The sequence below is a fragment of the Streptococcus sp. KHUD_014 genome (assembly GCF_051106275.1).
In the GTDB taxonomy this organism is placed as follows: domain Bacteria; phylum Bacillota; class Bacilli; order Lactobacillales; family Streptococcaceae; genus Streptococcus.
This window is the reverse complement of the sequence record NZ_CP193666.1, coordinates 1,462,585-1,485,272: the sequence shown is the minus strand read 5'-3', so window position 1 is coordinate 1,485,272 and position 22,688 is coordinate 1,462,585. Positions and strand designations below refer to the sequence as shown.

At 39.8% G+C, this 22,688-nt stretch carries 20 protein-coding genes; 16 read left to right on the top strand and 4 right to left on the bottom strand.

The window, feature by feature from the left end:
- The first annotated feature begins 39 nt into the window (after positions 1–39).
- The 15 genes from ACORHT_RS07205 (at position 40) to ACORHT_RS07135 (ending at position 15,817) form a co-directional block, all read left to right on the top strand.
- Positions 40–3,126, top strand: a complete 3,087-nt coding sequence (locus ACORHT_RS07205; protein WP_434349869.1) for a DEAD/DEAH box helicase — start codon at positions 40–42, stop codon at positions 3,124–3,126.
- A gap of 58 nt (positions 3,127–3,184) precedes the next feature.
- A complete protein-coding gene (locus ACORHT_RS07200; RefSeq protein WP_075229227.1) occupies positions 3,185–3,781 on the top strand; it encodes a cystathionine gamma-synthase in 597 nt (198 codons plus the stop codon).
- 11 nt (positions 3,782–3,792) lie between these two features.
- Complete coding sequence (gene murC, locus ACORHT_RS07195) at positions 3,793–5,127, top strand: UDP-N-acetylmuramate--L-alanine ligase (protein ID WP_075229226.1); 1,335 nt, start codon at positions 3,793–3,795, stop codon at positions 5,125–5,127.
- An 8-nt stretch (positions 5,128–5,135) separates the two neighbouring features.
- Entirely contained in the window at positions 5,136–5,651 is a 516-nt protein-coding gene (locus ACORHT_RS07190; protein ID WP_434349868.1) for a GNAT family N-acetyltransferase, read from the top strand.
- A complete protein-coding gene (locus ACORHT_RS07185; RefSeq protein WP_414321334.1) occupies positions 5,648–6,142 on the top strand; it encodes a GNAT family N-acetyltransferase in 495 nt (164 codons plus the stop codon). The genes ACORHT_RS07190 and ACORHT_RS07185 overlap by 4 nt, the downstream gene beginning before the upstream one ends.
- A 75-nt stretch (positions 6,143–6,217) precedes the next feature.
- Positions 6,218–7,975, top strand: a complete 1,758-nt coding sequence (gene mltG, locus ACORHT_RS07180) for an endolytic transglycosylase MltG (RefSeq protein WP_434350830.1) — start codon at positions 6,218–6,220, stop codon at positions 7,973–7,975.
- Positions 7,976–8,242: 267 nt separating this feature from the next.
- Positions 8,243–8,725 (top strand): transcription elongation factor GreA, encoded by a 483-nt coding sequence (gene greA / locus ACORHT_RS07175; protein ID WP_075229222.1) that lies wholly within the window; start codon positions 8,243–8,245, stop codon positions 8,723–8,725.
- Between the two features lie 80 nt (positions 8,726–8,805).
- Complete coding sequence (locus ACORHT_RS07170) at positions 8,806–10,179, top strand: amino acid permease (RefSeq protein WP_075229221.1); 1,374 nt, start codon at positions 8,806–8,808, stop codon at positions 10,177–10,179.
- A gap of 98 nt (positions 10,180–10,277) precedes the next feature.
- Positions 10,278–10,688 (top strand): GNAT family N-acetyltransferase, encoded by a 411-nt coding sequence (locus ACORHT_RS07165; protein WP_075229220.1) that lies wholly within the window; start codon positions 10,278–10,280, stop codon positions 10,686–10,688.
- A gap of 56 nt (positions 10,689–10,744) precedes the next feature.
- A complete protein-coding gene (locus ACORHT_RS07160) occupies positions 10,745–11,341 on the top strand; it encodes an HAD family hydrolase (protein ID WP_075229219.1) in 597 nt (198 codons plus the stop codon).
- Positions 11,342–11,490: 149 nt separating this feature from the next.
- Positions 11,491–11,700 (top strand): helix-turn-helix transcriptional regulator, encoded by a 210-nt coding sequence (locus ACORHT_RS07155; RefSeq protein WP_075229218.1) that lies wholly within the window; start codon positions 11,491–11,493, stop codon positions 11,698–11,700.
- Positions 11,690–12,178, top strand: coding sequence for a DUF6773 family protein (locus ACORHT_RS07150; protein WP_434349867.1), 489 nt, complete (start codon positions 11,690–11,692; stop codon positions 12,176–12,178). The genes ACORHT_RS07155 and ACORHT_RS07150 overlap by 11 nt, the downstream gene beginning before the upstream one ends.
- 107 nt (positions 12,179–12,285) lie before the next feature.
- Positions 12,286–13,746 carry a nicotinate phosphoribosyltransferase gene (locus tag ACORHT_RS07145; RefSeq protein WP_434349866.1) on the top strand — a complete coding sequence of 487 codons (1,461 nt, stop codon included), beginning with the start codon at positions 12,286–12,288 and terminating at the stop codon, positions 13,744–13,746.
- The gene (gene nadE, locus ACORHT_RS07140) at positions 13,743–14,567 is read left to right on the top strand and encodes an ammonia-dependent NAD(+) synthetase (RefSeq protein WP_434349865.1); all 825 of its coding nucleotides are present in this window, start codon (positions 13,743–13,745) and stop codon (positions 14,565–14,567) included. Before ACORHT_RS07145 ends, nadE begins: the two co-directional genes overlap by 4 nt.
- Positions 14,568–15,274: 707 nt before the next feature.
- Positions 15,275–15,817, top strand: a complete 543-nt coding sequence (locus tag ACORHT_RS07135) for a GNAT family N-acetyltransferase (protein ID WP_434349864.1) — start codon at positions 15,275–15,277, stop codon at positions 15,815–15,817.
- 46 nt (positions 15,818–15,863) lie between these two features.
- Here the strand turns inward: ACORHT_RS07135 and ACORHT_RS07130 are convergent, their stop codons facing one another.
- The 4 genes from ACORHT_RS07130 to ACORHT_RS07115 form a co-directional block, all read right to left on the bottom strand.
- Entirely contained in the window at positions 15,864–16,946 is a 1,083-nt protein-coding gene (locus ACORHT_RS07130) for a M24 family metallopeptidase (protein WP_061862860.1), read from the bottom strand.
- A gap of 114 nt (positions 16,947–17,060) precedes the next feature.
- The gene (gatD, locus tag ACORHT_RS07125) at positions 17,061–17,843 is read right to left on the bottom strand and encodes a lipid II isoglutaminyl synthase subunit GatD (protein WP_434349863.1); all 783 of its coding nucleotides are present in this window, start codon (positions 17,841–17,843) and stop codon (positions 17,061–17,063) included.
- Positions 17,843–19,186 (bottom strand): lipid II isoglutaminyl synthase subunit MurT, encoded by a 1,344-nt coding sequence (gene murT / locus ACORHT_RS07120; RefSeq protein WP_434349862.1) that lies wholly within the window; start codon positions 19,184–19,186, stop codon positions 17,843–17,845. The genes gatD and murT overlap by 1 nt, the downstream gene beginning before the upstream one ends.
- A gap of 87 nt (positions 19,187–19,273) precedes the next feature.
- Positions 19,274–20,590, bottom strand: a complete 1,317-nt coding sequence (locus ACORHT_RS07115) for an FAD-containing oxidoreductase (RefSeq protein WP_414321343.1) — start codon at positions 20,588–20,590, stop codon at positions 19,274–19,276.
- Between the two features lie 341 nt (positions 20,591–20,931).
- On the opposite strand from ACORHT_RS07115, the gene ACORHT_RS07110 reads away from it, so the two are divergent.
- Positions 20,932–22,518: a DEAD/DEAH box helicase gene (locus ACORHT_RS07110; RefSeq protein WP_434349861.1), complete on the top strand. Its 1,587-nt coding sequence runs from the start codon at positions 20,932–20,934 to the stop codon at positions 22,516–22,518.
- The last annotated feature ends 170 nt before the right edge of the window (positions 22,519–22,688 follow it).

Below are 22,688 nucleotides of genomic sequence, written 5' to 3'. Positions count from 1 at the left end.
AAATATGGTATAATTAAGAGATAAAGAAAAGGGGAAAATATGGCTAAATTGATTCCAGGAAAGCTTCGAATGGAGGGGGCTCAACTCTACGAAACTGGTAAGATCCAAATCATCAAAGAGAAAAATCATCGCCTATATGCTCGTGTAGGGGAGGCTGAAATTCGTTACAGTCTTGATGATGAACTGGTTTTTTGTGCTTGTGACTTTTTTCAAAAAAGAGGGTTCTGTGTCCATTTGGCAGCGCTAGAACATTACCTGAAAAATGATCATTTGGGTCAAGAACTTTTACAGAAACTAGAAAATGGGCAGGAAAAGAAGGAGGAAGTCGAAACCCAAGTGTCCTTTGGGGGACGTTTCCTAGAGAGCATACAAGCTACTAACTCGCCTAAAATCTATCAGCTAGCCGCTCAGGGGCAAGTTGAAGCTGGAACCAATCGTATTATTTGGACTTTGAGGATTGGTCTTATCCAGACCCATAAGTTTTATGTAATCCGAGATATTCCTCTTTTTTTGAAGGTTCTAGAAAATAGTAAACCTTACATGATTGGTAAGCTATATGAAGCTTCCTTGAAGCTTAGTCAGTTTGATGAGACTAGCCAGTTTGTCTTAAATTTTCTTCAGGGAATTGTAGAAGATGAGGCTGAAAATGTCCTCTTTTTCCAGAATCAAGGTCGTCACCTCTATTTTCCTTTATCCTTTTTTGAACAAGGTGTCAGTCTTTTGATGGATTTAGATGAGTTTCAATTTGACCATCAAATTTCGAGCTATCATCACCTTCTCTTCCAAGACTTGGATGGTCAAACAGGATTATTTACCTTTGATATCAAAGAAAATCCAGACTACTATGAGATGGAAATTTTTGAGAGAGGACGAGTCAATCTTTTCTATAAAGGGCGAGTTTTATTTACCAAAGGCATATTTTATCTCTTGTCGAGAGAGCAGGCAGGATTGCTGGAGAAATTAAGAAAACTACCTCTAGATAGTAAGGGAAGAAAAGTTCTCCAGTTTGATACTAGTAATCGTGATAGATTAGCTTCTTCCTTGTCTCAATTTAGGAATATTGGAGAAGTTCAGGCTCCTCAAGGGCTTCAGATTGAATCTTTCTGTCCCTCTTTTTACATGGATAGAGAAGAAGATGGTTCGATTCGTTTGGAGATGCAGTTTCAATACGATACTTGCTTGGTAAGCAATCGTAGGGAACTAGATAATCTTCCCTTTGCTAGTGACATTCAACTGGAGAAAGAGATTTTTCAACTAGCTCTATCAGCTGGATTTGAAGCTGATTTTCGTTCTTGGCGTCAAAGCCTCAAGGCTGAAGCTGTCTATGTTTTCTTTCATGAGACGCTGCCAGCTTTTGAAGCACTTGGAAAACTTAGGATTTCGGAGAGTCTCCAAGATCTCTATCAAGTTCAAAGTCCTCAGATAGAGATTTCATCTAAAGGCCATTTATTAGAGATTCAATTTGATTTTAAAGATATTGCCCAAGAAGAGATTGATCTTGCTATGAAAGCCCTAGTTGCCAATCAAGACTTTTATATTAGTTCATCTGATCAGGTCTACTTCTTTGATGACCAAACCAAGCAGATTCGACAGGATTTGAAAGAACTGGGAATAGAAGACTTAAAAGATGGGGCATTTCGAGCTCGTAAGTCCCTGGCTTATACCTTATCGCATTTATTTAAGGATCAAAAGCAGATTTCTTTTACGGAAGAATTCCGTCATTTGGCCCATGATTTGACACATCCAGAAGAATTCCCGATGCAGAAATTGAATATTCAAGCAGAATTAAGGGATTATCAGAAAAGGGGAATTCAGTGGCTACAGATGCTTCACCATTATGGCTTTGGTGGAATTTTAGCGGATGATATGGGGCTTGGGAAGACCTTGCAAACCATTGCCTTTTTAAGTAGTCAAGTTCAAGCAGATACCAGTGTCCTAATCCTTGCTCCGTCTGGCTTAATCTATAACTGGGCTGATGAATTTCAAAAGTTTGCTCCAGATTTGGATGTTGCGGTCGTGCATGGCTTAAAATCTCATCGAGAGTCAATTTTGGCAGAAAATCATCAGATTTATGTTACAAGCTATGCTACTTTCCGTCAGGACAGTGAGATTTATCGAAACCTACCTTTTGATTTTCTCTTTTTAGACGAAGCTCAAGTCATGAAAAATGCACAGACCAAGATAGCACAAAGTTTGCGACAGTTTGTAGTTCCATCTGTTTTTGCCCTCTCAGGAACTCCAATTGAAAACCACCTAGGAGAGCTTTGGTCGATTTTTCAGATTGTCTTACCAGGCCTCTTACCAACTAAAAAAGACTTTATGAAACTACCCGCTGAGAGAGTCGCTCAATTTATCAAGCCTTTTGTCATGCGACGGAAGAAAGAAGATGTGTTGACTGAGCTACCTGATTTGATTGAAGTAGTCTACAAAAATGAACTTGATGATCAGCAAAAGGCTATTTATCTAGCTCAACTGCAACAAATGCAGGAACACTTGGGAAAGGTAAGTGATTTGGAATTTCAACGAAATCGTGTTGAAATTTTAACGGGTCTCATGCGTCTTCGTCAGATCTGTGATACTCCTGCACTCTTTATGGAGGATTACCAAGGAGAAAGTGGGAAACTGGATAGTTTACGAGACTTGCTGACTCAGATTGCTGAAGGAGGTCATCGTGTACTCATCTTTTCACAATTTAGAGGTATGTTGGATCGGATTGAGCAAGAATTACCTGAATTAGGCTTGACATCCTTTAAAATTACTGGTTCAATGCCTTCACAAGATCGTCAAGAGATGACCAAAGCCTTTAATCAAGGTGAGCGCGATGTATTCTTAATTTCTCTAAAGGCCGGTGGGGTTGGTCTCAATCTTACTGGTGCCGATACAGTTATCCTGGTAGATTTGTGGTGGAATCCTGCGGTTGAATCACAGGCTATCGGCCGCGCCCATCGTATGGGGCAAGAGCAAGCTGTAGAAGTTTATCGCTTGGTGACCCGAGGTACAATAGAAGAAAAAATTCAAGAATTACAAGAAAAAAAGAAAAATCTGGTTTCAGAAGTTTTGGATGGAACAGAGTCCCGAGGCAGTTTGAGTCTGGCTGAAATTCGAGAAATTTTAGGGATTTCATAAGCCTAGACTTGAAAAATCAAGACATTACGCTATAATGGAGTATTGAAAGGGAATAAAAATGAAGCAAAAACGATTTCCAATAGTGGCAGATGATGAAGTCATGTTGACAGAAATGCCAGTTATGAATCTTTACGATGAGTCGGATTTCATCAGTAATATCAAGGGGGATTACCAGGATAAAAACTACTTGGACTGGTCTCCTATTGTTAAAGAGAAAAAACAAGAGGAAGCCCAGCCCCTTGTAGAGAAGACTGAGAAAAAAGAAAAATCTTATGCTGAACTGGCACGTGAAGAAGCGCGTGCGGATTTGAAAAAGAAACGTTCAGCTAAGTATTTGACCCAGGACGTGAGTCATACAAGACGTCATACCAAGACAAGTATTGTGAGACAGGCAAATCAACCAACCGCACCTTTCCAAAAGGAAAATCCGGGAGAATTTGCTAAATACAGTCAAAACTTGAGCCAATCTCACTATATTCTGGCAGAAACAGTTTCTCAAGTGGATAGTCCTTCGCCAACTAGCGAAAAGTCTCATCCTAAGAAAAACAACTATGACTTTTTAAAGAAAAGTCAAATTTATAACAAAAAAAGTAAACAAAAAGAACAAGAGCGTCAAGTAGCTCAAGAGCTCAACTTGACTAGAATGAGTGAATAGAGGGGAAGAAAATGGCAAAAACCTATCATTTTATCGGAATCAAAGGATCAGGTATGAGTGCCTTGGCTTTGATGTTGCACCAAATGGGGCATAAAGTTCAAGGTTCTGACGTTGAAAAGTACTACTTTACACAACGTGGACTAGAGCAAGCAGGAATTACAATTTTACCTTTTGATGAAAAAAATCTTCAAGGAGATTTAGAAATTATCGCGGGTAATGCCTTCCGTCCAGATAACAACGTTGAAATTGCATACGCGGACCAAAATGGTATCAGCTATAAACGTTATCATGAGTTTCTTGGTAGCTTTATGCGTGACTTTATCAGTATGGGAGTTGCTGGTGCACACGGTAAGACGTCAACAACTGGTATGCTTTCTCACGTCTTGTCACACATCACTGATACAAGCTACTTGATCGGAGATGGTACAGGTCGTGGTTCTGAAAATGCCAAGTATTTTGTCTTTGAATCAGACGAGTATGAGCGCCATTTCATGCCATATCACCCAGAATACTCTATCATTACTAACATCGATTTTGACCACCCTGACTATTTCACAAGCTTGGAAGACGTCTTCAACGCCTTCAATGATTATGCCAAACAAATTACCAAAGGTTTATTTGTCTACGGTGAAGATGCTGAGTTGCGTAAGATTACAGCAAATGCCCCAATCTATTATTACGGTTTTGAAGCAGACAACAATGACTTTGTAGCTAGCGATTTGCTTCGTTCTACAACAGGTTCAACCTTTACCGTTCACTTCCGTGGTCAAGAGTTGGGCCAATTCCATATTCCAACCTTTGGCCGTCACAATATCATGAATGCCACTGCAGTAATTGGTTTGCTTTACATAGCAGGATTTGACTTGGATTTGGTTCGTGAACACTTGAAGACTTTTGGAGGAGTGAAACGTCGTTTTACAGAAAAGATTGTCAATGATACAGTGATTATCGATGACTTTGCCCACCATCCAACAGAAATCATTGCAACGCTAGATGCTGCACGTCAGAAATACCCTAGCAAGGAAATCGTGGCAATTTTCCAACCACATACCTTTACTCGTACAATTGCCTTGTTGGATGACTTTGCTCAAGCCTTGAATCAGGCTGATGCCGTTTACCTAGCGCAAATCTACGGTTCAGCTCGCGAAGTAGACAATGGTGATGTCAAGGTTGAAGATCTTGCAAGTAAGATTAATAAGAAAAATCAAGTAATCACAGTTGAAAATGTTTCTCCACTCCTAGACCATGACAATGCTGTCTATGTCTTTATGGGAGCTGGTGACATCCAAACTTATGAATACTCATTTGAGCGTCTCTTGTCAAACTTGACTAGCAATGTTCAATAAGGAATATCATGGAATTTTCAATCACTATTCGGGAGCTTCAGCCATCAGATTTAGAGTCAATCTGGCTGATAGGAGAAAGCAACTCTGACTCCCAAGATGAAATTAGTATAGAAATGATAAAAGAGCGTATCCGCAACCATGCGGGTACGTTTCTGCTAGCCAGCCTTAATGAAGAAATCATTGGTTATATCATTGGTGACGAACTCACTAAGTTCACCCAAAGTGATTCTAGGAAGCAGCTTGAAGCAGCAATTCCTGACACGAGTGATTTTATCACTATTTTAGATCTTGCCGTCCATCCTGATTATCAAGGACAAGGATTTGGAACCTTGTTGTTGGGAGCTATGAAGGAGTATGCTTTTCAGAAAAATAGACCAGGCCTCTATTTGCTGTCCAGGGATGAATTACTGGCTTACTTTGAGATGAATGGATTTCTTGACTATGGTCTAGCAGATATGCCAACTAGTAGTGAAACTTATTTTCATATGTTTTGGGCAAATCCCTATTTTCAGGAGGAAAGATGATTATTAGACAAGCAAGGCTTACAGACCTTGATCGTATCCTAGAGATTGAGTTGGAAAATTTCTCTGCTGAGGAGGCTATTCCTCGATCTGTCTTTGAAGCTCATCTGAAGGAAATTAAGACCAGTTTCTTAGTTGCTGAAAAGGAGGGACGAATCCTTGGTTACGTTGAAGGACCGGTAATGCCTCACCGATATTTACAAGACCAGTCCTTTACAGAAGAAATTAAAGATTATAGTCATCAAAAAGGTGGCTATATTTCTGTGACTTGTCTATCCATTGCAAAGAAAGCTCAGGCCTTGGGAATCGGTCGCAAACTCTTGACAGCATTGAAAGAAGTTGCTCTTGAACATGAACGAGAAGGGATCAATCTAACTTGTCACGACTACCTCATTGCCTATTATGAAAAACATGGATTTATAAATGAAGGAAAATCCAAGTCAACGTTTGCGGGTGAGGAATGGTATGATATGGTCTGGGAAAACAAGAATTAGGCTTTAGAAGGGCATCTATGGTTGCTTTTCTTTGGTTTTTAAGATATAATATTATGGATTATCAACAAGGAGGTAATACCTTTGAGCGAAAATTCAAGAGATGAAGAAAAATTAAGTTTTAAGGAACAAATTTTACGAGACTTAGAAAGATTGAAAAGGGAAGAAGGGCTTGACACTAGTGAGAGTAGCAAGGATGATCTTTTCCCTGATTTCAGTAATCTTTCAAAGACAGAAGAACCAGTGAAAGAGCCATCTGTAGAAGACTTGATGGTAGACTCAGTTTCACTTGTGGATGAACTGCTTGCTAAGGCTCCAACAGTTCCCCCACGTCCATCTTTGGGACCAGAGGAACCTGTTGAACCAGTTGCAGTTCCAGAAGAAGTTGCCCCTACTGAACCAATAGTAGCTACAGAACCAGTAGCACCTACTGTAGATCCAGTTGAACCTCCAGTTGAGCCTCTTGCTCCTGCTCAGCCAGTTCAAGAGGAGAAGGAGTTTATTCCTAATTCGACTAGGATTCCAGTTTCTTATCGTACCAATCAAGCCAAACCAAGTCCGGCTAGAAAGGCTATTAAGCCACAACCAAAACTAACAGATTTTGCTAAGGAGACACCTGCTCAAGAGCCGGTAGCTCCAGTTGATACAAGAAATGATCTACCTAGAAGAAGTCGTACAGAGTCAGTTAAGCCAACTAAGAAAAAGAAAAAATCACGCTTGAAAGGATTTTTCGTAACACTATTTGTGTTATTGGTTCTACTAGGTGTAGGTGGTTTCTTTGGTTACCAATATGTTGAATCTGCACTTCAACCTGTTGATGCAAGTTCTAAAGAGTATATCACCGTTCAAATCCCCGAAGGTGCTAATACTCAGGAAATTGGTGAAACTTTAGAAAAATCTGGTTTGGTAAAACATGGTTTGATCTTTAGCCTCTATGCAAAGTATAAAAACTACTCTGATTTAAAATCTGGTTACTATAATTTGCAAAAGAGCATGAGTACAGATGATCTCATCAAAGAGTTGCAAAAGGGTGGAACACCAGAACGTCAAGAAGTTTCACTTGCAAGCTTAACAATCCCTGAAGGTTATACAATTGATCAAATCGCAGAAACAGTTGGTCAACTTCAAGGAGAGTTTAAAGAAGCATTGACTGCGGAAGCTTTCTTGGCCAAGGTTCAGGATGAAACCTTTATCTCACAACTAGTTGCTAAGTATCCAACGCTTCTTGAAAGTTTACCAACTAAGGAAAGTGGTGTTCGTTACCGTCTAGAAGGATACCTTTTCCCAGCAACTTATGCCATCAAAGAAAGCACAACTGTTGAAAGCTTGATTGATGAAATGGTAGCAGCGATGGATAAGAATTTATCAACACACTATGCTGCAATCAAAGAAAAGAACTTGACAGTGAATGAACTCTTAACTATTGCATCACTTGTTGAAAAAGAAGGTTCAAAAACAGAAGACCGCAAACAGATTGCTGGAGTTTTCTATAACCGTCTCAACATTGGGATGCCACTTCAGAGCAATATTGCTATTCTCTATGCAGAAGGGAAACTAGGAAAAAATATTAGTTTGGCAGACGATGCAGCAATTGATACCTCAATCAATTCACCATATAACGTTTATCTGAACCTAGGGCTAATGCCTGGTCCAGTGGATAGTCCAAGTCTGGATGCAATTGAAGCAAGTATCAATCAAACTAAGAGTGAAAACCTATACTTTGTTGCCAATGTACAAGATGGCAAGGTTTACTATGCGACAACACGAGAAGAACATGATCGAAACGTTGAAGAGCATGTAAACAGTAAACTGACACAATCAAGCAGTTCAAACTAAGCCTTTCCGACCTGATAAAAGCGCCTGAAATTTTTAAATTTCAGGCGTTCGGAAAGTTTGAGAGTGACATAGTTTTAGAAACTATTTTAGATTGAGTTCAGAAATGAAAGTTTCAGTGCTCAATGTCTACCTAGTGATTTTTTAAGAAATCACTAGAAACAATCATGACTTACGAAAAGTCATAAAAAGAAAATTATGTGGTTTACCACATAATTTTGCTTTACTACCTATAAAAATATAAATTTAATTAAAAGAAAGTTGAGAAAAATGGCAGAAAAAACATACCCTATGACCCTTGAGGAGAAGGAAAAACTCGAAAAAGAATTAGAGGAGTTGAAACTAGTTCGTCGTCCAGAAGTTGTTGAACGCATCAAGATTGCTCGTTCATATGGTGACTTGTCAGAAAACAGTGAATACGAAGCAGCGAAAGACGAGCAGGCTTTTGTTGAAGGACAAATCTCAAGCTTGGAAACAAAAATCCGTTATGCTGAGATTGTTAACAGTGATGCAGTTGCTCAAGATGAAGTTGCAATCGGTCGAACTGTCACTATCCAAGAAATTGGCGAGGACGAAGAAGAAGTATATATCATCGTGGGTTCAGCGGGTGCAGATGCCTTTGCAGGAAAAGTATCAAATGAAAGTCCAATCGGGCAAGCCTTGATTGGTAAGAAAACAGGCGATACAGCTACAATTGAAACACCTGTTGGTAGCTACGATGTTAAAATCTTAAAAGTTGAAAAAACAGTTTAATAGGATATGAAAAGGAGTAGATATAAGGAAAGCGCTTCCTATCACTCTTTTTTTTAATTTTAAAAACAAGAGGAGACTATATGAATTCAGAAAACAAGCACAAAAAGAAAAATAAAATGGAGCGTGGTTTGACCAATCGCCATGTTCAAGTCATGGCCATTGCGGGAACCATTGGGACAGGACTTTTTCTAGGAGCAGGGCGATCTATTAGCTTAACTGGTCCTTCAATCGTTTTAGTTTATATGATTACTGGTGGTTTTATGTATCTCATGATGAGGGCTATCGGTGAAATGTTATATCAAGATCCAGAACAACATACCTTTATCAACTTTATTACGCGTTACCTAGGTCAGGGCTGGGGTTATTTCTCAGTTTGGTCTTACTGGTTATCAGTAGTTTTTATCGGGATGGCTGAGATAACAGCTGTTGCCCATTATGTTCAATTTTGGTTTCCATCTTGGCCTTCTTGGTCTATTCAGCTCGTTTTTTTAACAATCCTTGGTCTAGTTAATCTGATCGCGGTTAAAATTTTTGGTGAAGTCGAATTTTGGTTTGCCATGATTAAAATTGTTGCTATTCTCGCTATGATTGCAACTGGAATTTTTATGGTCTTGACAGGATTTGAAACACCATACGGATCAGCAAGCCTTTCAAATATCAGTCACCAGTTTTCTCTCTTTCCAAATGGGGGAATGAACTTTGTTATGGCCTTCCAGATGGTTTTCTTCGCCTATCTTATGATTGAATTTATCGGGGTAACAACCTCTGAAACCAAGAATCCAAGAAAAGTATTGCCCAAGGCAGTTAAGGAAATCCCCTTGCGAATTATCTTTTTCTATGGAGGAGCCCTTTTAGCCATCATGTCTATCATTCCTTGGGGTGAGCTATCTTCTGCGGATTCACCCTTTGTAACTGTTTTTGAACTTGCTGGTCTTAAGTGGGCCGCCGCCTTGATTAATTTTGTTGTCTTGACTTCGGCAGCTTCAGCCTTAAATTCAACTCTTTACTCTACAGGTCGACACTTGTACCAAATTGCTCATGACTCTCCAAATAGCTTTTTGAAAGCCATTAAGGCTGATACTCTGTCTCGTCACAATGTTCCTCAGAATGCTATTATAGCCTCGGCTGTCTTGATTGGTCTAGCAGCCTTCATCAATGTCTTACCAGGTGTATCAGATGCCTTTGCCCTGATTACAGCATCTTCATCAGGTGTTTATATTGCAATCTATATCTTGATCATGCTAGCCCATCTCAAATACCGCAAGTCCAAAGACTTTATGGCAGATGGTTACCTCATGCCCCAGTATCGCTTGCTGAATCCCATAACGATCCTCTTTTTTGTCTTTGTATTTGGAACTCTCTTTTTACAAGAATCAACCTTTATGGGAGCAGTTGGCTCAGCTATCTGGATTGTCGTCTTTGGAATCTATAGTCAGTGGAGATTTAGAAAATAAGTTATAAGCTCATCAACTCAGGTTGATGAGTTTTCTAGTTTGACAGCTCTTGGTAATAAGACTATAATCAAGCTATAAGTATCTTCGAGGAGGTTTGGATGCAGTTAAGATTGGAAAATACAGAGTCTCAGAAAGCGCAAGAAATAGGCGATTTGATTCGTTCTTATAATCGATCAAAAAGAGAAAAAGCTGAAAGCGAGCCACTTAACCTTTATGTCGAAGATGAACATGGTGAAATCATGGCTGGTTTAGTAGCAGAGACTTTCGGGAATTGGTTAGAAATTGAGTATTTGTTTGTGAAGGAGGACTTGCGAGGACAAGGAATCGGCTCCCAACTATTACAGCAAGCAGAAAGTGAAGCTAAAAAGAGAAACTGTCGCTTTGCTTTTGTGAATACCTATCAGTTTCAAGCGCCAGCCTTTTATCAAAAGCAGGGCTACAAGGAAGTCTTTACTTTAAAAGACTATCCCTACTCAGGACAAAGGCACTATTATCAAAAAGATTTATAACATAAAAATAGAGATTGAAGCAAAGATTGCTATTCGATTAACAATAGAGGTTGATAATGGATATTATACTAGACATGGGAAATGTTTTATTAGAATGGAATAAGGATAAGATTTTACGAGGTGTGGTAAAAACAGAGAAGGATTATATGATATTGGACAAGGCGATCTTTCAATCAGGTCTTTGGGAAAGATTAGATCTCGGAACCCTGACCAGAGAAGAGTTGGTCTTGAAAGTTATTTCCATGATTGGAAGCATATATCAAGAAAAGGTTCAAGAAGTAGTCTGGAATTGGCCTTCTTACATTGAAATTTACACGGAAGTCTTTCCTCTTCTTGTACGTTTAAAGGAAAAAGGCCATCGTATTTTTGTTTTGTCAAATACATCACCAGTTTTTTATGAATTATTAGAGGAACAACTCTCTCCTTTAAATGAAATCTTAGATGGTTTCGTCCTTTCTTGTGATATCAAGGCCATCAAACCAGATCCAAAAATGTTTGAAGAAATCCTCCATAAATATCAGTTGGATCCAGTAAATTGTATTTTTCTGGATGATGTAAAAGATAATACCAAGATGGCAGAAAGTTTAGGCATCAAAGCCTACCAAGTCAAACAGAGAAGTGACGTTGTAGATATTTTGAAAAAATTTGAATAAACATAGAACTCTCTATCATGTAAGTGGTAGAGAGGTTTTTGTTAAAAAAATCGCACAAAATGTAATGTATATATTGCATAATGTAAAATATATGATATAATAAAGTTGAAAAAGAAGCGCGACTTTTAAAATTAAGGAGGAGGTAACAAGTGGCTAAGAATTTAAAATTAAAGTTAGCTCGAGTGGAGCTTGATATGACACAAGGTGATTTGGCAGAAGCTGTGGGTGTCACTAGGCAGACTATCGGCTTGATAGAAGCAGGAAAGTACAATCCTTCGCTTTCACTTTGCCAATCCATTTGTAGATGCTTAGGGAAAAGTCTAGATCAATTATTTTGGGAGGAAGAAGATGAAAAATAGATTATTTTATTATCAATTACTGGATGAAAGAGAAGAACAACTAATCAATAAAGCGGGGGCTGAAAGTTTCTATATCTGTATCGCTTTGTCGCTCCTATCTTATATCATTGCAGTATTAGCACCAAGTCTTTTTAATCCGAGAATGATTCTCATCATTATCATTATTGGAACTTTTTACTTTTTCGGCCGTGCTCGAGATTTGGGTGTGAACTACTATAGTCGTTTTCATTTTACAATTTTAGGATGTCTGTTATTAACTCTAGTGATTACAGCTACCTTGATGCTACAAAACTACCAGTTCAATATCGAAATTTATCAGCACAACCCTTTACATCTTAAATACATGTATGCTTGGGTCATTACATATCTCCTTTATCTTCCTTGGGTCTTTATTGGAAACTTAGGCTTAAAAAGTTATGGTGAATGGGCTCAGAAAAAGTTTGAGCAAGATATGGATGAACTGGAGAGTATGGAATAGCTTGTTAACTTTTTATCCATCTCGGTAAAATGTGTTATAATAGTACTAATTTATGAGAAAAGAAGAAACATTTTCATCTTTTTACAAATAGGGAAGAAGGACAGTATATGTACCCAGATGACAGTTTAACATTGCACACGGATTTGTATCAAATTAACATGATGCAGGTTTACTTTGACCAAGGGATTCATAACAAGAAAGCAGTTTTTGAAGTTTATTTCCGCCAACAACCGTTTAAAAATGGTTATGCTGTTTTTGCAGGTTTGGAACGAATTGTGAAATACCTTGAAAACTTGCGTTTCTCAGATAGCGATATAGCTTATTTGGAATCACTTGGTTATCATGGCGCCTTCTTGGAATATCTCCGTAATCTCAAGTTGGAATTGACTGTACGTTCTGCTCAAGAAGGGGACTTAGTATTTGCTAATGAACCGATCGTTCAAGTGGAGGGACCTTTGGCTCAGTGTCAGTTGGTTGAAACAGCACTTTTAAATATCGTCAACTTTCAAACCTTGATTGCGACCAAGGCTGCTCGTATTCGCTCGGTCATTGAAGATGAACCTTTGATGGAGTTTGGTACACGTCGTGCGCAAGAGATGGATGCAGCTATCTGGGGAACTCGTGCTGCTGTCATTGGTGGTGCAAATGGTACCAGTAACGTTCGAGCTGGGAAGCTCTTTGGGATTCCAGTTTTAGGGACTCATGCTCATGCTTTAGTTCAAGTTTATGGTAATGATTATCAGGCTTTCAAGGCTTATGCCTCAACTCACAAAAACTGTGTCTTCCTAGTGGATACATACGATACTCTTCGCATCGGTGTTCCAGCAGCAATTCAGGTTGCACGTGAACTTGGTGACAAGATTAATTTCCTTGGTGTTCGTATTGACTCTGGAGATATCGCCTATATTTCTAAAAAAGTTCGTCAACAACTGGACGAGGCAGGATTTACTGATGCTAAGATCTATGCGTCCAATGACCTTGATGAAAATACTATCCTTAACCTCAAGATGCAAAAAGCTAAGATTGACGTCTGGGGTGTGGGTACTAAGCTCATTACAGCCTATGACCAACCAGCACTTGGGGCAGTATATAAGGTTGTTGCCATCGAAGATGAGAATGGTCATATGCGCAATACCATTAAACTTTCAAACAATGCAGAGAAGGTTTCAACACCAGGTAAGAAACAAGTTTGGCGCATCACCAGTCGTGAAAAAGGTAAGTCTGAAGGTGACTACATTACTTACGATGGTGTAGATGTTACTAGTATGACGGAGATTAAGATGTTCCATCCGACCTATACTTACATCAAGAAAACTGTCCGCAATTTTGATGCCGTTCCTCTCTTGGTGAACATCTTCAAGGACGGTAAGCTGGTCTATGATTTACCAAGTCTGCCTGAAATCCAAGCCTATGCTCGTAAGGAATTTGATAAACTTTGGGATGAATATAAACGTGTCCTGAACCCACAACATTACCCTGTAGACTTGGCTCGTGATGTATGGCAAGACAAGATGGACTTGATTGATAAGATGCGTAAGGAAGCTCTAGGTGAAGGAGAAGAAGAATGACCTTACAAGAAAGTATTATTCAACAATTAGGAGTAAAACCTGTGATTGATCCACAGGAGGAAATTCGTCGTTCTGTTTATTTTTTAAAGCGATATCTGAAAAAGCATCCCTTCCTTAAAAGTTTTGTATTAGGAATTTCTGGTGGTCAAGACTCGACTTTAGCTGGTCGCCTTGCCCAACTAGCTATGGAAGAAATGCGAGCTGAAACCGGTGATGATTCTTATAAATTTATAGCAGTTCGCCTGCCTTATGGAATTCAAGCAGATGAGGATGATGCCCAAAAAGCCCTAGCTTTTATCCAGCCAGATGTCAGTTTAGTAGTGAACATTAAAGAATCTGTTGATGCTATGGCAGTGGCAGTAGTGGCTACTGGAAGTTCAATGACAGACTTTAATAAAGGGAATATCAAGGCTCGAAGTCGTATGATTGCTCAATATGCTCTTGCAGGTGCTCATAGTGGAGCAGTTATCGGGACTGACCATGCTGCGGAAAATATCACAGGTTTCTTTACCAAATTTGGTGACGGTGGTGCAGATATTCTCCCACTTTATCGCCTCAATAAACGCCAAGGAAAACAACTTTTGAAGGAACTTGGGGCTGATCCAGCCCTCTATGAAAAAATCCCAATAGCAGATTTGGAAGAAGAAAAACCAGGTATTGCAGACGAAGTAGCTTTAGGAGTTACTTACAATGAAATTGATGATTACCTCGAAGGTAAGCAAGTCAGCCAAGAAGCCCAAGCAACCATTGAAAAATGGTGGATCAAAGGCCAACACAAACGCCACCTACCAATCACAGTGTTTGATAAGTTTTGGGAGTAAAAACCTCCAGTGGAGGTTTTTACCCCGAGTTTTGAAACAGGAGAACGAGGCAGGTCGGTAACTCGAAGAGTTCGATTTCGTAGTCTCACCCCCGCAAGGCTGACTAGGCTTGAAGAAGCTTGATAAAGCGTATTTCAAGCCAGACAGCTACTGCGTCATGAAATTAGAGGAAACTGTTGTTTTCTCAATGTTTATGAGTAAAGTGTTTTTACCCCGAGTCTGAAAATACAAAAGCGAAGAAGGTCCGGAGGACCTTTTTAGCTTGGACATTCAAATAGAAAGCGAGGCAGGTCGGTAACTCGAAGAGTTCGATTTCGTAGTCTCACCACCGCAAGGCTGACTAGGCTTGATAAAGCGTATTTCAAGCCAGACAGATACTGCGTCATGAATTAGAGGGAACTGTTATTATCTCAATGTTTGTGAGTATAGTTTTTACCTTGAGCTTAGAAACGAGAAAGCGAGGCAGGTCTGTAACTTGAAGAGTTCGATTTCGTTGACTCACCCCCGCAAGGCTGACTAGGTTTGAAAAAGTTTGGGAAAACGTATTTCAAGCCAGACAGCTACTGCGTCATGAAATTGGAGGAAACTGTTGTTTTCTCAATGTTTATGAGTAAAGTGTTTTTACCTTGATCCTAGAAATAGGAAAGCTAAGAAGGTCCAGTGGGCCTTCTTAGCTTAAACCTTCAAATAGAAAGCGAGGTTGAATTATGAAATCCATAGGTACAAAGACATTACATACCGAACGGTTGATATTGCGACGCTTTTGTGAAACTGATGCTGAAGCCATGTTTGATAATTGGGCTTCACGCTCAGAAAATCTGACTTATGTGACTTGGAATCCACACCTGAATGTCGAACAGACTAGAAATGCTATTGGCAATTGGGTAGCCTCCTATGACAATCCTTACTATTACAAATGGGCCATTTGTCTCAAAGAAAATCTAAATTCTGTCATTGGAGATATTAGTCTGGTCAGTGTGGATGAAGAAAACTCTAGCTGTGAGATTGGATATATCTTAGGGATGGACTACTGGGGACGAGGACTCATGACAGAAGCCTTGAAGGCAGTTTTATCCTACTGTCTAGATGAGATTGGATTTGAAGAGGTTAATGCTTGCTATGCAAGTTTAAATCCAGTATCTGGTCGTGTTATGGAAAAGGCGGGTATGACTTTTGGGAAGAGGATTCCAAATGCAGTTGAACGAAAAGGTTATATAGCTGATAAAATTTATTATCAAATCAAAAAATAAGATGGAAAAGAATAACTTTTCCATCTTATTTTTTATAATTTACTTTTTAATCAAAATAAAGCAAATCTTTGCTGGTGCTTGTAAAGAGGTCGAAACCATCTTTAGTTACAACACCACAATCTTCGATGCGGACACCAACTTTACCAGGAATGTAGATACCAGGTTCAACTGAGAAGCACATGCCTTCTTCGATAACCATGTCGTTTCCTTCCATGATGGATGGAAACTCGTGTACATCCATACCGATACCGTGACCGAGACGGTGGTTGAAGTACTCACCGTAGCCAGCTTTTTCAATCACTTCACGAGCTGCGCGGTCTACTTCATGAGCTGTCACACCAGGTTTGATAAAGTCAAGGGCAGCTTGTTGGGCTTCAAGAGTCAAGTTGTAAATATCTTTCTTGAATTGGTCTGGTTTACCAACAGCGACTGTACGAGTCATATCTGATGCATAACCATTCACCATCACACCGAGGTCAAAGAGGAGAAGTGCATTGTTTTCGACCTTGTTGGCTCCAGGAATACCATGTGGATTTGCAGCATTATCACCAGTCAAAACCATGGTGTCGAAGCTCATTTCATAGCCTTCACGTTTCATAGCAAAATCGATTTGCGCAATGATATCAGTTTCCGTATTGTCAAGAGAGATATTGTCAAAACCAACCTTGACAGACTTATCAGCATAGACACCTGCTACCATCATCTTTTGCACTTCGTCTGCAGATTTGATTAAGCGCATGCGTTGGATTAATGGAGTCAAGTTATCAAACTCAGCAGTTTCAAAGACAGTTTTCAAACCGTGGTATTTAGTCAAGATGAGATTGTCAAACTCAACTGCTACACGTTTGAAATCAAGCTGTGGAAGAGCATTTTGAATTTTCTTCCAAGGGTTTTCAGAGTCCACGTAGCCAACTACTGGGAAAGAGACAGTGCTAGTTGCACGTTCAACCTCAAGTGCTGGAACGAAGAGAAGCGGTTCTTGGTTTCCAAGGACAAAGAGGAACATCTGGCGTTCGTGGGGATCACTGTAAAAGCCAGTGAGGTAATTAATTGTGACGGGGTCAGATACGACAGCGACGTCTAGCTTTTCTGATTCAAGATATGTGAGGATTTGTTGTAATTTAGACATATGCTACCTTCTTTCTACCCCTCTATTTTGGCAAAAAACAGCAGAAAATGCAAGAGAGAAGGGGAAATGAAGGTAAAAAAATTCCAACAGCCGAAGCAAGTTGGAATCTAAATATTAGTTAAAATCTGCTTTGCTCTTAACATCGCCATATTCTTCAGCAACTTCTTGGCTGAGAACATCTTCGTAAGCTGGAAGGACAAGATCCTGACCGTATTTCTTTTTGAGGGCAAGGGTTACTAAGCGATAAGCGAGATTGGCATTTCGGGAGAGGATAGGTCCGTGGAAGTAGGAACCAAAGACATTTTTATAGTGAACACCTTCACCGACCTTTTCTTCATTGTTTCCATTTCCATAAACAACCTGACCTAGCGGTTTTTGGTCATCTGAGAGGAAGGTACGGCCTTGGTGATTTTCAAAACCATAGTAGGTTTCATCGAATTCTTCATTATGAATTTTAATGTCACCGATAAAGCGGTTATTGGTCTGGTTGAGGGTGTAGTGGCCCATGACCCCTAGTCCTTCGATACGTCTCCCTGAAGCTTCAACATAATATTGCCCCAATAGTTGGAAACCACCACAGATAGCCAGAACCACACCGTCGTTTTGGATGTAGTTGTCAATGCTCTCTTTTTTAGCAGGTAGGTCGTCTGCAATAATACTTTGTTCAAAGTCTTGACCGCCACCGAAAAAGGCGATGTCGTAGTGATTTTCGTCAAAGTCATCATGGAGAGAAACGATGTCAACGGTCACATGGGCTCCCAGCTTTTCAGCCACATACTTGAGCATGAGGATGTTTCCATTGTCCCCGTAGGTATTCATGAGGTTTCCATAGAGGTGGGCAATGTTGAGCTGATAGGGGTAATTGCCAGCTTTTGAGGAAAGTGAAGTATAAACCATTAGTTCATCTCCTTTCTAACAATCTGACGACTAGCCAGCAATTCGCGGAATTCCAGCATAGCAGTATAGGTAGCCAGGATATAGGCATGCTTGCAGTCTTGGTTCTCAATGGTCTTAAGAACTTGTTCCAGACTACTTGTTTCAGTGATTTTATCAGCTGGATAGCCTGTCACTCGGAGACGACGTGCAATTTCAGAATGGCGAACACCACCAGCGTTGATTTCAGGAATGTCCATCTCAGTAATTTGTTCAAAATCAGCATCCCAGATCCAGCTGGTATCAATACCGTCTGCATAGTTGGCATTAAGGAGGACAGATAGGCTAAATGGATAAGGTGCTAGTTTGATCATTTCGATAGCTTGGGTCGCACCGACTGGATTTTTAATCAAGACAAGGGTACATTCTTTGTCACCGATATGGAAGGTTTCTTGTCGTCCAAAGACAGCACGACTCTTGTCAAATCCTTGTTTAATCAGTTGAGAATCAGCGCCTAGGTAACGGGCGATAGCAACTGCAGCAAGGGCGTTGTAGATATTGTAGAGTCCACCGATTTGGATACCATATTCTTGTCCGTCAATGACAAAGCGAGAACGATTGTTAGTTAACTCAACCAATTCTGTCAGACAGTAGTCCAAGTTAGGACGCTTACATCCACAATTCTCACAGATATAAGCTCCCAAGTTAGCATATGTATTTAGCTCATATTTCAAAATACTTTGACATTCAGGGCAGAGGATACCTTCAGTATTGTAGTGAGCAAGCTTTGCTGGACCTTTTTCCAAATCAAAACCAAAATACTGAACAGGATTTGGAATTGTAGGTTTGTAGAAAAGAGGACTGTCACCATTCAGCAGAACAGTAGCAGTAGGAACTTTTCGAATAGCATCCAAAATCATGTTATAGGTTGTATAAATTTCACCGAAACGATCCATCTGGTCGCGGAAGATATTGGTGATGACGAAGAGACTTGGCTTGATGTAGTCACAGATACGGGAAAGACTGGCCTCGTCGATTTCTAAAACTGCAATGTTTTTACCTGTTTTAGAGGATTTGGCTGTTAAGAAAGTAGTCGTAATCCCTGTGATCATATTGGCACCACTTGGATTGGTCAAAACTTGACCATAAATTTCCTTTAGGATACCGACAGTGAGAGCGGTTGTCAAGGTTTTTCCATTGGTACCAGTTACCACAACAATCTCGTAGTTCTTCGCTAAATGCTGTAAAATATCTTTATCAAATTGAAGGGCAAGTTTCCCAGGGAGCGTACTTCCACGTCCGAGACGATTCAAAATAAAGTGAGAAGAACGTCCAGCAAGGAGCCCAAAAGTAGTTTCTAGTTTCATGTTTCTATTATATCATAAAAGCTGAAAAAGACAGATTTGAGATTTTAGAAAAAGAAAAACAGCCCAAGGAGGGCTGCCTGAATTAACTTAAATCGCAAACAAGTCATTCAAATTCTCAGCCAAGGTTGGGTGAGTGAAGATTTGTTTTGTGAAGTAAGTGTAAGGAATCTTGTTGTCCATAGCAACAGTGATGATGTTGATGATTTCTTGAGAACCTTCTGAGAAGATGCTTGCTCCAAGAATTTCTTTTGTTTCAGTATTAACAACAGCTTTGAAAGCTCCTCGAAGGTCTCCGTTTACGTGACCGCGAGGCATTGTTGCAACAGGGATTTCCTTAACAGCGTATGGAAGTTTCAAATCAGCTGCTTGGCTTTCAGTCAAACCAACTTGTGAAAGTGCAGGTGTGATGAACATGGTGTTTGGCACATTGAGACGGTCTTCAAGTGTGTAGCTGCCATCTCCAGCAAGGTAGCTGTAAACAACACGGAAGTCATCAAGTGAAATGTAAGTAAATTGAGGGCCACCGTTGACATCTCCGACTGCAAAGACACCAGGAACGTTTGTTTGACAATGTTTGTCCACCTTGATAGCACCACGTTCAGTTAGTTCAATATCCGTATTTTCAAGATGAAGTGGCTCTACATTTGGTTTACGTCCAGTTGCGTAGAGAAGGGCGTCAAAACGGTAGGTTTCATTTTCAGTCACAACAAGAACTTGGTCACCATCGTTTTTGATTTCAGTAGTATGGATGTTTTGAAGCAGTTCAATGCCGTCTTCTTCCATGTATTGTTTAGCAAGAGCAGCAATAGAAGGTTCTGCGCGAGGCAAGAAAGTGTCCATTGCATCTAAGACTGTTACCTTGCTTCCGAGTTTGTTGTAAAGACCAGCAAACTCAAGACCAATGTTTCCACCACCAAGAATTCCGAGTTTTTCTGGTAATTGTTCCAAGTTTTGGATACCTGTTGAGTCAAAGACATTCTTGCTGGTCGCAAGACCTGGAATTGATAAAACGTTTGAAACAGCACCAGTGTTGATAACAATTGTTTCAGCTGTTAGTTCTTGTTTTTCGTCACCTGCTTGAATTTCGATGACCTTGTTTGAAACAAAGTGGGCTTCGGCATCAATGATATCAACTCCAGTACCAGCGATCGTAGCATAGTTTTTACCATTGAGACGACTGGTAATCGTATTTTTTGTTGCCATAACCTCGTCAAATGACAAGTCCTTTTCTGCAGCAACTAACAAGGTTTTAGTTGGAATACAACCAATGTTGATACAAGTTCCACCGTACATAGCCTTGTTGCGCTCGATAAGGGCAACTTTTTTACCAGCTGAAGCTAGTTTCCCAGCAAGAGTTTTACCTGCCTTACCAAATCCAATAACAATTAAATCGTATGTTAACATTTTTAAATCCTCCTGTTTGATTTCATTCTAGCACAAGAAAAAAATAATTTCACAAATCTGCTACGGAAAAAAATATTGGACTAAATTAGTCTTACGAAAGCTTTTGAGAATCAAGTTCAAAAAATAGAAAAATCGTTTACATGATTTAATCAGAGGGTCTGACTATCTTTTAACCATTTCTTGTGTTATACTAGATAAGTTGCAAAGAAAGCAGTACTTTTCTTTTGTGGAAAAGAAGCAACACGATCTTTCATAGAAGATATGAAAATACGTCATGAAAAGAAAAGTATAAACTAAGCGCTATAGGGTGGCTTCGCACCACCTTTAGAAAGAAGAAAAACGTGAAATTTAATGAATTTAATATTTCTGCTGATTTGTTAGTAGAAATTGAAAAAGCAGGATTTGTAGAAGCAAGTCCTATCCAAGAGCAAACTATTCCTTTGGCTCTTGAAGGAAAAGATGTTATCGGTCAAGCACAGACTGGTACAGGGAAAACAGCAGCCTTTGGCTTACCAACCCTTGAAAAAATTCGTACAGAAGAAGCAACTATCCAAGCTTTGGTGATTGCCCCAACTCGTGAACTAGCTGTCCAAAGTCAAGAGGAACTCTTCCGTTTTGGTCGAAGCAAGGGAGTCAAAGTTCGTTCAGTCTATGGTGGTTCAAGTATTGAAAAACAAATCAAGGCTCTTAAATCAGGGGCTCATATCGTAGTAGGAACACCAGGACGACTTCTTGACCTGATTAAACGAAAGGCTTTGAAATTACAAGATATTGAAACCTTGATTTTAGATGAAGCAGATGAAATGCTGAACATGGGATTCCTTGAAGACATTGAAGCCATCATCTCTCGTGTTCCAGAAAATCGTCAAACTTTGCTCTTTTCAGCGACTATGCCAGATGCTATCAAACGTATTGGTGTTCAGTTCATGAAAGAACCTGAGCATGTGAAGATTGCTGCAAAAGAATTAACAACAGAACTAGTTGACCAGTACTATATCCGCGTTAAGGAACAAGAAAAATTTGATACCATGACTCGTCTCATGGATGTTGATCAACCTGAGTTGTCTATCGTCTTCGGTCGTACTAAACGTCGTGTGGATGAGTTGACTCGTGGGCTTAAAATCCGTGGTTTCCGTGCAGAAGGGATTCATGGAGATTTGGACCAAAACAAACGTCTTCGTGTCCTTCGTGATTTTAAAAATGGCAATCTTGATGTCCTCGTTGCAACAGACGTTGCTGCTCGTGGTTTAGATATCTCAGGTGTGACTCATGTCTACAACTACGATATCCCACAAGACCCTGAGAGTTATGTTCACCGTATCGGCCGTACAGGTCGTGCAGGTAAGTCGGGTCAGTCTATTACCTTCGTTTCACCTAATGAGATGGGCTATCTCCAAATCATCGAAAACTTGACTAAGAAACGTATGAAAGGTCTCAAACCTGCAAGTGCAGAAGAAGCATTCCTAGCTAAGAAGCAAGTAGCTCTTAAGAAAATTGAACGTGATTTTGCTGATGAAGCTATTCGTGGAAACTTCGAGAAATTTAGCAAAGATGCCCGTAAATTAGCAGCTGAATTCAGTCCTGAAGAATTGGCTATGTACATTCTTAGCTTAACAGTTCAGGATCCAGATAGTCTTCCAGAAGTTGAGATTGCACGTGAAAAACCACTGCCGTTTAAGCCATCAGGTAATGGCTTCGGTGGTAAAGGCAAGGATGGTCGAGGAGGTCGTCGTGGAGATGACCGTCGTGATCGTGACCGCCGTCGTGACAATCGTCGTGGTGAACGTCGGGATGATTTCAAAAAAGGCAGTCGCAAAAACGACCGCTTTGATAAGGAAAAACGTTACCGTAAGGACAACAAAAAACCTCGCACAACATCTAGCGAAAAGAAAACAGGCTTCGTTATTCGTAACAAGGGCGATAAATAATAAAAAAGCGGTTCACTGTGGTGGATCGCTTTTATATATAAGGAGACCGAGAGTTACGTAAAAATCAATACTAGAAGTGATATCTATATATTTGTTATCTTGTAATATTATATTATCAAAAAATGGAGGAGCTGTCAACAAGAAAATTGAAAAAAATATAAAAAATTGCA

Coding starts and splice junctions, on each gene's coding strand:
- murC (WP_075229226.1), top strand. CDS start 3,793: ATGGCAAAAACCTATCATTTTATCGGAATCAAAGGATCAGGTATGAGT.
- nadE (WP_434349865.1), top strand. CDS start 13,743: ATGACCTTACAAGAAAGTATTATTCAACAATTAGGAGTAAAACCTGTG.
- gatD (WP_434349863.1), bottom strand. CDS start 17,843: ATGGTTTATACTTCACTTTCCTCAAAAGCTGGCAATTACCCCTATCAG.
- ACORHT_RS07145 (WP_434349866.1), top strand. CDS start 12,286: ATGTACCCAGATGACAGTTTAACATTGCACACGGATTTGTATCAAATT.
- ACORHT_RS07185 (WP_414321334.1), top strand. CDS start 5,648: ATGATTATTAGACAAGCAAGGCTTACAGACCTTGATCGTATCCTAGAG.
- ACORHT_RS07165 (WP_075229220.1), top strand. CDS start 10,278: ATGCAGTTAAGATTGGAAAATACAGAGTCTCAGAAAGCGCAAGAAATA.
- ACORHT_RS07170 (WP_075229221.1), top strand. CDS start 8,806: ATGAATTCAGAAAACAAGCACAAAAAGAAAAATAAAATGGAGCGTGGT.
- ACORHT_RS07115 (WP_414321343.1), bottom strand. CDS start 20,590: ATGTTAACATACGATTTAATTGTTATTGGATTTGGTAAGGCAGGTAAA.
- ACORHT_RS07200 (WP_075229227.1), top strand. CDS start 3,185: ATGAAGCAAAAACGATTTCCAATAGTGGCAGATGATGAAGTCATGTTG.
- ACORHT_RS07160 (WP_075229219.1), top strand. CDS start 10,745: ATGGATATTATACTAGACATGGGAAATGTTTTATTAGAATGGAATAAG.
- ACORHT_RS07190 (WP_434349868.1), top strand. CDS start 5,136: ATGGAATTTTCAATCACTATTCGGGAGCTTCAGCCATCAGATTTAGAG.
- ACORHT_RS07205 (WP_434349869.1), top strand. CDS start 40: ATGGCTAAATTGATTCCAGGAAAGCTTCGAATGGAGGGGGCTCAACTC.
- murT (WP_434349862.1), bottom strand. CDS start 19,186: ATGAAACTAGAAACTACTTTTGGGCTCCTTGCTGGACGTTCTTCTCAC.
- greA (WP_075229222.1), top strand. CDS start 8,243: ATGGCAGAAAAAACATACCCTATGACCCTTGAGGAGAAGGAAAAACTC.
- ACORHT_RS07150 (WP_434349867.1), top strand. CDS start 11,690: ATGAAAAATAGATTATTTTATTATCAATTACTGGATGAAAGAGAAGAA.
- ACORHT_RS07130 (WP_061862860.1), bottom strand. CDS start 16,946: ATGTCTAAATTACAACAAATCCTCACATATCTTGAATCAGAAAAGCTA.
- ACORHT_RS07135 (WP_434349864.1), top strand. CDS start 15,275: ATGAAATCCATAGGTACAAAGACATTACATACCGAACGGTTGATATTG.